The 10,116-nt window shown below is 38.3% G+C and carries 8 protein-coding genes; 4 read left to right on the top strand and 4 right to left on the bottom strand.

What is annotated here, in order from left to right:
• Nucleotides 1–594 precede the first annotated feature (594 nt).
• Nucleotides 595–1,527, top strand: coding sequence for a ribosome biogenesis GTPase YlqF (ylqF, locus tag H4J69_RS19030; RefSeq protein ID WP_070374465.1), 933 nt, complete (start codon nucleotides 595–597; stop codon nucleotides 1,525–1,527).
• Nucleotides 1,528–1,537: 10 nt separating this feature from the next.
• Nucleotides 1,538–1,966 (top strand): HIT domain-containing protein, encoded by a 429-nt coding sequence (locus tag H4J69_RS19025; protein WP_182218565.1) that lies wholly within the window; start codon nucleotides 1,538–1,540, stop codon nucleotides 1,964–1,966.
• A gap of 42 nt (nucleotides 1,967–2,008) precedes the next feature.
• On the opposite strand, the gene megL is transcribed toward H4J69_RS19025, so the two are convergent.
• Nucleotides 2,009–3,214, bottom strand: a complete 1,206-nt coding sequence (gene megL / locus H4J69_RS19020) for a methionine gamma-lyase (RefSeq protein WP_182218566.1) — start codon at nucleotides 3,212–3,214, stop codon at nucleotides 2,009–2,011.
• Between the two features lie 297 nt (nucleotides 3,215–3,511).
• Between megL and H4J69_RS19015 the strand changes: the two genes are divergently transcribed.
• On the top strand, nucleotides 3,512–5,074 hold the full coding sequence (locus tag H4J69_RS19015) for a sigma 54-interacting transcriptional regulator (RefSeq protein WP_182218568.1): 1,563 nt from the start codon (nucleotides 3,512–3,514) through the stop codon (nucleotides 5,072–5,074).
• 19 nt (nucleotides 5,075–5,093) lie between these two features.
• Here H4J69_RS19015 and H4J69_RS19010 read toward each other — a convergent pair whose 3' ends face one another.
• The 3 genes from H4J69_RS19010 to H4J69_RS19000 all read right to left on the bottom strand — a co-directional run bounded on the left by H4J69_RS19010 (nucleotide 5,094) and on the right by H4J69_RS19000 (nucleotide 7,288).
• Nucleotides 5,094–5,501, bottom strand: coding sequence for a translation initiation factor (locus H4J69_RS19010; RefSeq protein WP_182218570.1), 408 nt, complete (start codon nucleotides 5,499–5,501; stop codon nucleotides 5,094–5,096).
• 111 nt (nucleotides 5,502–5,612) lie between these two features.
• A complete protein-coding gene (locus H4J69_RS19005; protein WP_182218571.1) occupies nucleotides 5,613–6,539 on the bottom strand; it encodes an electron transfer flavoprotein subunit alpha/FixB family protein in 927 nt (308 codons plus the stop codon).
• A complete protein-coding gene (locus tag H4J69_RS19000) occupies nucleotides 6,536–7,288 on the bottom strand; it encodes an electron transfer flavoprotein subunit beta/FixA family protein (protein WP_070374461.1) in 753 nt (250 codons plus the stop codon). Before H4J69_RS19000 ends, H4J69_RS19005 begins: the two co-directional genes overlap by 4 nt.
• A gap of 306 nt (nucleotides 7,289–7,594) precedes the next feature.
• On the opposite strand from H4J69_RS19000, the gene H4J69_RS18995 reads away from it, so the two are divergent.
• On the top strand, nucleotides 7,595–9,244 hold the full coding sequence (locus H4J69_RS18995) for an electron transfer flavoprotein-ubiquinone oxidoreductase (protein WP_070374460.1): 1,650 nt from the start codon (nucleotides 7,595–7,597) through the stop codon (nucleotides 9,242–9,244).
• The last annotated feature ends 872 nt before the right edge of the window (nucleotides 9,245–10,116 follow it).

The following is a 10,116-nucleotide window of genomic DNA, read 5'->3' as shown; positions in this document are numbered from 1 at the left end:
CGAACTCAGAAGTGAAACGCAGTAGCGCCGATGGTAGTGTGGGAGTTCCCATGTGAGAGTAGGACATTGCTAGGCTTCTAATTAAGAAAAACCCGTTACTAACGTAACGGGTTTTTTGCTTTCTGGCGTTTAAAAAGACCAAATCCATAGCTAGCATGGATTAATAACAACAGTAGTGTGATTTATGTCCGACAGACCCATGTGAGAATAGGACATTCTCCGCTTCTAATTAGGTCGCTCTTTGCCATCCTTGGCAACGCGACATTAGTATATCCCTACACGTCAGAAACCCGATCCGAAAGAGTCGGGTTTATTACTTTCTGGCGTTCAAAAAAGACAAAATTCGCTAACTAGCATGCACTGATAAAAAGGTAGTTTGGCTTTTAATAAGCATGCTTGTTATAAACGAAACGTTTTTTGTATTTAAGTCTTTGTAAACTTGCTACTAACGTATGTTAAATTTCATATCTTTCAGCTCAAAAGCTTATCTTATAACTGGCGATGTTTGTAATATCATATTTATTTTCAATGTAACGTGTGTATCAATGCGTAACTTGCTAAAATCTACACATTAATAAATTACTTAGTGTTGTTATGGCTATTAATTGGTTCCCTGGGCATATGCATAAAGCCCAAAAAGAAATAAAAGAAATTCTTCCACAAATAGATGTGGTCATAGAAGTGTGTGACGCTAGATTGCCGTTTAGCAGTGAAAATCCGATGATCACTGAGATCAGAGGTGATATCCCCCTTATTAAAATTCTCAATAAGTCAGATCTTGCCGATCCTGCTAAAACAAAAATTTGGCTAGAATATTTAGAGTCTCAAAAAAATGTCAAAGCAATTGCTCTAACCACAGATAACCCTTCTGTAGCGAAGACACTCCCTAGTCTTATTCGTAAATTAGTACCGAGTAAAAATGAAACGGGTAAACAGATTAACGTTGTTATCATGGGTATCCCTAACGTAGGTAAATCTACCTTATTAAATACTCTTGTTGGAAAAGCAAAAGCTAAAGTGGGTAATGAGCCTGCTGTGACTAAAGGTCAGCAGCGAATTCGTTTAGACGAAGGTCTTTACTTATATGATACCCCAGGTATGTTGTGGCCAAAAATTGTTAATGAAAACAGTGGCTATCGATTAGCGATTACCAGCGCAGTTAAAGATACCGCCTTTGACCATGAAGATATTGCTTCGTTTGCCGGTGAATATTTATTAGCGCATTACCCGCAACGATTAAAAGAACGTTATCAATTTGACGATACGCCACAAACAGAAGTAGAGTTACTTGAAGAAATAGGTCGTAGACGCGGCTGTGTTAAATCAGGGGGACGTATTGATTATCATAAAGCCGCAGCAATATTAATCAATGAGATACGTGATAATACTCTGGGTGGCATTACTTTTGAAACACCTGATATGATAGAAATTGAAACACTACATTTTATCGAACTTGAGGCTAAAAAAGTAGCGGCTAGAGAAGCTAAGAAAACTGCCCGCGGTCGCGGTCGTAAAAATAAACGTTAAGAGAGTCTATATGTCTAATACATTTCAACTTCATGCGCTATTACAACGTGACACCATTGAGTTACTTGAGTTACCACTGTCAACACTATTACTGATGAATGATAGTAATTATCCGTGGTTTGTTTTAGTACCTAGGGTCGATGATATTCAAGATATTTATCAACTTGATTGGCAGCAACAACAGCAGTTTCTCAATGAATCAAGTTTGTTAAGTGAAATCTTAATGCAGTTATTTAATGGCACAAAAATGAATGTAGCGGCATTAGGTAATATTTGTCCACAACTTCATGTCCATCACATTGTTCGCTTTACGGATGATATTGCTTGGCCGAAGCCTGTTTGGGGTGAGTTTGCAATGAAGGCTTATACAGACAGTGAATTAACCTTGTTAAAAGAAAAAGTACTTCCTGCGCTAACTAAAATTATAACGCAGGATTAATACTTTACAGGTAATTATACTTACTCGTTATAAACCGCTAAGTTAGGCAACTTGCTCTTGGCGGTTTTCTATTTGATCTAACGATTGCTTCAGATCGTCAAGTAAATCATTTACATGTTCTAAACCAACAGATATTCGAATTAAACTATCACTGATACCTGCCGCTACTCTCTCTTCTGGTGTATAAGGTGAATGAGTCATCGAAGCAGGGTGCTGAATAAGAGACTCTGCATCTCCTAGGCTTACTGCGATTGAAAATAAACTCATCCGATTTATAAACTCTTCGCCACCTTTTAAGTCTGCATTTAATTCAAAAGCGATAACTCCACCAGCCGCTTTCATTTGCGTACCAATAAATTTATAACCGTCATGCGATTTAAGGCCAGGGTAATAAACTTTAGCTATCATTGGGTGACTTTCTAAAAACTCAGCGATTGTTTGTGCATTTGAACAGTGGCGTTCCATACGCAATGGTAAGGTTTTTAATCCTCTCATAATTAACCATGCATCATGAGGGCTCATTGTTGCGCCAATATCTTTAAGTGCTGTTAATTTGATGTGTTCTATCATTTCAGCATTACTACAGATAATACCTGCTACCACATCACCATGACCATTTAGATACTTAGTTGCACTGTGAACAACGATATCCGCACCAAATTTTCCAGGTTGCTGTAAAACAGGGGTTAAGAAAGTATTGTCAACGATTGATAGAATACTGTGTTTTTTTGATATCGCTAAAATACGTGCTAAATCTAAAACTACTAAATTTGGGTTTATTGGTGTTTCTAGGAATATAACTTTAGTATTTGGTTTTATCGCTTTTTCAATATTTTCAGGCACTTTCATATCAACAAATGAAACTTCAATGCCGAATTTGGTTAGCATATGACTGATCAATGCATATGAACAGCCATACAAGGCACTAGATGAAATAATATGATCACCACATTGCAAATTAGCTAATAAGGCCCCAGAAACAGCTGCCATGCCTGTTGCTGTGGCAGCGGCATCTTCCATTTCTTCCATGGCAGCAACACGCATTTCTAATTGTCTTACTGTAGGGTTACCTAATCGTCCATAGATATATCCTTCAGCTTCACCCGCAAAACGGTCGGCGCCTTGTTTAGCGTTTTTAAAAATGAAAGTAGACGTTTGGTAAAGTGGTGTTGCTAAAGAGCCAAATTGCTCATCGTTAATACGTCCTGAATGGATTGCTTGTGTTTCAACATATTTACTATTTTTCATAAATTCTCTCTTTAATAAGCATTTCGATGAAGAAAATTAGGGGCGCACTTTGTTATTATTTATAGGTTAGCGCCGCTAATTTCTTTTATATTGATCCGTTTGTTTTTATGTTTGCAAAAACAGAGCCAGCAATATATAACGTAACTATATCAATGTTTTATGTGACTATTGGTGTGTAAGTCTATTGATTTGTAATTAAATTATTACAAATCGTTCGCTTATCAGTTATTCTGTAATATAATTAATACATTGTAATTAATCTATTACAATATGACTGTGGAACATTGAGATAAACTGATGCGAATTGAAATTAAAGTAAAAGATCGTATTGGCATAAGCCAAGAAATCTTGGCTATTTTTGCTGATAATCGTTGGAATATACGTTCTCTTGAAGTGGTTAGTCACTTTATTTATGTCCACTTTATGTCCAATGAATTAGCATTGTCTGACGTGCAAAATTCTCTGTCACACCGCGATGACATAGTTCATTGTTTATCTGTCGACTTATTACCGACACAAAGACGTGAGGCACATTTAAAAACCTTATTAGACACTATTCCAGACCCTATACTGGATATCGACCAAAATGGTATTATTGTTATTATTAATACGGCCGCTCAGTCGTTATTAAAAGATTTAGTTATAAAAATTGAGGGACAGCATATCGATCAATATATAGATCAGTCTTTTCAAGACATGCTTAATTCTTCACTGAGTAATTTTTCACTCTCATTCCTCGAACACTCTTATTTAGCTGATATCACGCCAATATTTTCAGAACATAGTTCATCAGGCGTTATTCTCACCTTACGTTCAATGAATCGCGTTGGTCAGCATATCGCATTAATACAGAGTCGAGAGCAAGCTGAATTTGATAATATTATTGGCGAGAACTCAGCTATTAGACTCTTAAAGTCTCAAACACTCAGGTTTTCAGAATTAGAATTACCGGTACTTATCAGTGGTGAAACAGGTACAGGTAAAGAGTTATTAGCTCGTGCTTTGCATAATGCCAGTCGACGTGCCGATGCGCCTTTTTTAGCGCTGAATTGTGCAGCATTACCCGAAAACTTATTAGAAAGTGAACTGTTTGGCTATGCGCCAGGTGCTTTTACTGGGGCTCAAAAAGGGGGGAAACCTGGGCTATTTGAACTGGCAGAAACAGGGACTATCTTTTTAGATGAAATTGCAGAAATGTCAGTATATTTACAAGCTAAGTTATTACGATTCTTACAGGATTATAAATATCGTCGCCTAGGTGGCACGAAAGAGTTAACGGCGAATGTGCGTATAATCAGTGCCAGTCACCAACACTTACCGCAACAGATTGAACGACAATTATTTAGAGAAGACCTATTCTATCGCCTAAATGTATTGAATTTGTCGATACCTCCACTGCGTGAACGACCCGATGATATTATTTTATTAGCGGCACACTTTATTAAAATGGCGGCGCTTCAAGTTGCACGAAAAGTACCTACTTTAACAGAGCAAGCACTTGCTGCCCTTAAGATATGTAAATGGCCAGGTAATATTCGCCAGTTACAAAATATTTTATTTAGAGCGGTAGCCCTTAATGATAGCGGTGTTATTGAAAAGTCTGATATTGATGGTGCGTTATCACAATTTTCAGCAGTCGATTTACCGATAAGTCATAATATTGCTGGTTCTGCTAGCGATGGTGAAAATTTTGCTGAGCAGCCTCAATGGTCGGACTGGAATAGTGCTCAAGAAAAATTTGAAGGCGATTTGCTTAAAACCTTGTATCCGCTTTACCCAACAACGAGAAAACTAGCAGAGCGGTTAAAGGTTTCACACAATAAAATAGCAATGAAATTACGAAAGTACGATATAAGTTAGCCTGTTAGATGTTTGCTGACTAGCCGCCAACAAACTTTACCTTAAAGCCATTGCTCTCAAGGACCTGTTTTATTTGCTCTCTTTTATCGCCTTGCACTTCGATGACTTCACCGACAACACTGCCACCGGTGCCACAGGTTTTCTTTAATTTTGTAGCAAGCTCTTTTAGCGCTTTTGCATCTAAGCCTAATCCGCTAATGGTGATGACACCTTTACCTTTTCTGCCTTTAGTTTCACGCCTAACTTTAGCAAAGCCATCACTGGCTGTTATTGTTTGGGCGTTATTGTCTTGTTTGATACGGCCACTATCTGTTGAATATACTAATGAACTATCGGCTGGTTGCTGATTGGCCGAATGCTCAGCTGTAGCACTCTCTCTACCAAATGCACCAGCAAGATCGCTAAGACTAGAAAGTTTATTTTTCATGATGTGGTACCCGAGTGTTAATTGACTGAGTGGTTAAATAAAAGATAAAAATAAAGCCACTATTAAAGTGGCTTTATTATACCTAGAAAATAAGTCTGAAAACGTTATAGTTTACAGTTTACCCTCAAGCTCTGGTAATACTTCAAATAAATCACCAACAATACCGTAATCAGCTACTTGGAAAATAGGCGCTTCGGCATCCTTGTTGATCGCAACAATGATTTTAGAATCTTTCATACCAGCTAAATGCTGTATTGCACCACTTATACCTACAGCTATGTATAGGTCAGGAGCAACAATTTTACCTGTTTGACCGACTTGCATGTCATTAGGTACAAAGCCAGCATCTACAGCGGCACGTGAAGCACCAATAGCAGCGCCAAGCTTATCTGCAATACCTTCAAGTAACTTGAAGTTATCGCCGTTTTGCATACCACGACCACCTGAAATAACGATACTTGCTGCGCCTAAGTCAGGACGTTCTGATACAGAAAGTTCATCATTTACATGCGTTGAAATTCCAGCGTCTGTTACTGAGTCTACTGTTACAATCTCAGCACTACCATCAGTGGCAACTGGGTCAAACCCCGTAGGACGAACCGTAATTATTTTTTTACTGTCTAAGCTTTGCACTGTGGCAATAGCATTACCTGCATAAATAGGACGAACAAAAGTATCACTACTTTCTACAGCAATAATATCTGATATTTGTGCAACATCTAATAAAGCGGCAACGCGAGGCATAAAGTTCTTACCTGTCGTTAAAGCTGTTGCTAAGACGTGTTCGTAATCAGCAGCAAGTTCTGTTACCAATAAGCTAATGTTTTCAGCTAACTGATGTTCATAAGCTGGATTATCAGCAACAAGTACTTTACTTACACCGTTAACTTTAGCGGCTTCTTGTGCAACACTCTGACAATTACTACCAGCAACTAATATATGAATGTCACCACCAATTGCTTGAGCTGCAGCAACTGTTTTAAGCGTGTCAGCTTTTAATGTGCTGTTATCATGTTCAGCAAATACTAAAATACTCATGAAATCACCTTCGCTTCATTTTTCAGTTTTTCAATTAATGTATCTACACCATCAACAATAATACCGGCTTTACGTGTTGCAGGTGGTACAACTTTTATTAATTTTGAACGTGGGCTTAAATCAATGCCAAAATCTGCAGCGGGTTTAACCACTAATGGTTTACGCTTTGCTTTCATGATATTAGGTAATGAAGCATAACGAGGTTCATTTAAACGCAGATCGGTAGTAACAATTGCAGGTAGGTTAAGTGATACAGTTTGTAAGCCGCTATCAACTTCACGTGTTACATTAACTTTATCGCCTTCAACTTTTACCACTGATGCGAAAGTACCTTGCGGCATACCTGTTAAGGCAGCGAGCATTTGACCTGTTTGATTATTATCACTGTCGATAGATTGCTTACCTAGAATAACCAATTGTGGCTGTTCTTCTTCAACAATCTTTTGTAAAAGTTTGGCGATATTAAGAGCGTCTAACTTCTCATCAGTTTCGATTTGAATAGCGCGGTCTGCGCCTAATGCTAAAGCCGTTCTTAATTGTTCTTGGCAAGACTTGTCACCAACGGATACCACAATAACTTCAGTGGCAACGCCAGCTTCTTTTAAACGAACCGCTTCTTCTACAGCGATTTCACAAAAAGGGTTAATTGCCATTTTTACATTAGCAAGATCAACATTTGAATTGTCTGCTTTTACGCGAACTTTGACGTTATAGTCAATTACACGTTTAATAGGTACTAATACTTTCATCGTAGCCTCTGATTGCGTTTGTTGTGTTTGTATTTATAGTGTAAAGCTAAGGTTTGATTAATTAAACTAACATTAGCAAGTATTTCTCATTATTGCTCGACAGACTAATACTAGACTACGTGAACGTCAACGTAATACGGTGCTTGTCTCGATAAATTGAGCTTAAATAGCTTTTGTCGCAATATCTTTCAATAGAAGATAGTATTTATCAACAAAATATCTATAATGAGTGATATTATCAAACAGGTGTTTGAAAATCAAACGAGTGTTTGATTTTATTTAAATGAATATTTTTTGGGGAAATTTATGGAACGCGAATCGATGGATTTTGACGTTGTTATTGTTGGTGCTGGTCCGTCTGGCTTAGCAACAGCTTGTCGTTTGATGCAGTTAGCAAAAGAAAAAGATCAAGAACTCTTAGTCTGCGTTGTTGAAAAAGGCTCAGAAGTTGGAGCACATATTTTATCGGGGGCTGTTTTTGAGCCAAGAGCGCTAAATGAATTATTCCCAGATTGGCAAGAAAAAGGCGCGCCACTGAATACAAAAGTTACCGGCGATGATCTTTATTTACTTAATAGCGAAAGCAACGCGATAAAATTACCTAACATCTCTGTACCAAAAACTATGCATAACGATGGAAACTATATTGTTAGCATGGGCAACGTATGTCGTTGGTTAGCAGAGCAAGCGGAAGAATTAGGGGTTGAAATTTTTCCTGGTTTCCCAGCACATGAAGTACTCTATAACGATGATGGTAGTGTTGCGGGTATTATTACCGGTGACATGGGTCTAGATGTTAATGGTAAAGAAAAAGATTCATTTGTTCCTGGAATGGAACTTCGCGCTAAGTATACTGTTTTTGCTGAAGGTTGCCGTGGTCACTTAGGTAAAGAGCTGATCAGTAAATTTAATTTAGATGAAGGTGTCTCTCCACAGCATTATGGTTTAGGTTTTAAAGAAATTTGGGACATTGATCCCGCTAAGCACCAAGAAGGTCTCGTAGTACATACGGCTGGTTGGCCATTAGATCAAGGCGCAACAGGTGGTGGCTATTTATACCATGCAGAAAATAATCAAGTATTTGTAGGTCTTATTGTAGATTTAAATTATAGCAACCCGCATTTAAGTCCATTTGATGAATTTCAACGTTATAAACATCATCCAAAAATTAGTCAGTACCTTGAAGGCGGTAAACGTGTTTCTTATGGAGCACGAGCGATGGCAAAGGGTGGTTTTAACTCACTACCTAAAATGACAATGCCTGGTGGTATTATAGTCGGCTGTGATGCTGGAACGATAAATTTTGCTAAAATCAAAGGTAATCACACCGCAATGAAATCGGGTATGTTAGCCGCTGAAAGTATTTTTCAAGTGATTGTTTCCGGTGATGAAGGCGGTAAAGACCTTGCTGATTATACTGAAAGGTTTAAAGACTCTTGGTTATATGACGAACTTTATAGCTCTCGCAATTTTGGCCCGGCGATGCATAAATTTGGTATGACCTTGGGTGGTGCTTACAACACCATAGATCAAAACCTATTTAATGGTAAATTACCGTTTAACCTTAAGGACGACACGCTTGACCATGACCAGCTTAAATTAGCCTCGGAGTCGGCGGTTATTAATTATCCAAAACCAGATAATAAACTAAGTTTTGATAAATTAACCTCAGTATTTTTGTCAAATACTAACCATGAAGAAGAACAACCTTGTCACTTAAGACTGACTGACGTCGATGTTCCAATTACGGTTAATTTAGCTAAGTATGCAGAGCCTGCTCAGCGTTATTGTCCGGCTGGCGTATACGAAATTGAATCGACAGAGCAGGGTGATAAATTAGTGATCAATGCACAAAACTGTATTCACTGTAAAACCTGTGATATTAAAGACCCAAGCCAAAATATAACTTGGGTGACACCAGAAGGCACCGGTGGTCCGAATTATCCAAATATGTAAGTTACTATTTGTGCGATTTTAATTATAAAAACCTGCTGATGCAGGTTTTTTTATGTTTAGGATTAAGTCGTTGTGTTGATGATAGTGATGGTTTCAGAGAGTCGGTGAGCGTTAAGTCCTTTAGTCGTCATGCTGAATTCATTTCAGTATCTGGTTTTTGTGGTTGTAAGTACAGATCCTGAAACAAGTTCAGGATGACGGTGTTGTGTTCAGGTGATTGTGCTTGTTTTAGGACGATGGCGTTGTGTTGAGGTGATTGTGCTTGTTTTAGGATGACGGTGCCTGTCTCAGAATGACAGTGATGGTATCAGGGAGTCGATGATCGTTAAGTCCTTTTGTCGTCATGCTGAATTTATTTCAGTATCTGGTTTTTGTGGTTGTAAGTACAGATCCTGAAACAAGTTCAGGATGACGGTGCTTGTGTTCAGGATGATGGCGTTGTGATAACAGTGATGACATCAGGGAGTCGTGATCGTTTAGTCCTTTTGTCGTCATGCTGAATTTATTTCAGCATCTGGTTTTTGTGGTTGTAAGTACAGATCCTGAAACAAGTTCAGGATGACGGCGCTTGTTTCAGGATGACGGTGCCTGTCTCAGGATGACGGAGTTGTGTTGATGATGATAGTGATGTTATCAGAGAGTCCTGAGCGTTTAGTCCTTTTGTCGTCATGCTGAATTCATTTCAGTATCTGGTTTTTGTTGTTACAAGTACAGATCCTGAAACAAGTTCAGGATGACGGAGTTATGTGGTTAAAGGTAAATGGGGTAACGATAATAATGACCCAATGATGTTAGTTTCTTTATGTTGCTCGCTTTGCCCCTGTCCTTGCCACTGCGCCAATAACTGATATTTACTGGCATCTACTTCATGA

This window comes from Colwellia sp. BRX10-9 (genome assembly GCF_014077405.1).
Lineage (GTDB): Bacteria > Pseudomonadota > Gammaproteobacteria > Enterobacterales > Alteromonadaceae > Colwellia_A.
The sequence above is the reverse complement of the archived record's forward strand: the minus strand, read 5'-3'. Positions and strand labels throughout refer to the sequence as shown.

Excerpts from the sequence above, each read along its gene's own strand:
- H4J69_RS19015 (WP_182218568.1), top strand. The coding sequence starts at position 3,512 with ATGCGAATTGAAATTAAAGTAAAAGATCGTATTGGCATAAGCCAAGAA.
- megL (WP_182218566.1), bottom strand. The coding sequence starts at position 3,214 with ATGAAAAATAGTAAATATGTTGAAACACAAGCAATCCATTCAGGACGT.
- ylqF (WP_070374465.1), top strand. The coding sequence starts at position 595 with ATGGCTATTAATTGGTTCCCTGGGCATATGCATAAAGCCCAAAAAGAA.
- H4J69_RS18995 (WP_070374460.1), top strand. The coding sequence starts at position 7,595 with ATGGAACGCGAATCGATGGATTTTGACGTTGTTATTGTTGGTGCTGGT.
- H4J69_RS19005 (WP_182218571.1), bottom strand. The coding sequence starts at position 6,539 with ATGAGTATTTTAGTATTTGCTGAACATGATAACAGCACATTAAAAGCT.
- H4J69_RS19025 (WP_182218565.1), top strand. The coding sequence starts at position 1,538 with ATGTCTAATACATTTCAACTTCATGCGCTATTACAACGTGACACCATT.
- H4J69_RS19000 (WP_070374461.1), bottom strand. The coding sequence starts at position 7,288 with ATGAAAGTATTAGTACCTATTAAACGTGTAATTGACTATAACGTCAAA.
- H4J69_RS19010 (WP_182218570.1), bottom strand. The coding sequence starts at position 5,501 with ATGAAAAATAAACTTTCTAGTCTTAGCGATCTTGCTGGTGCATTTGGT.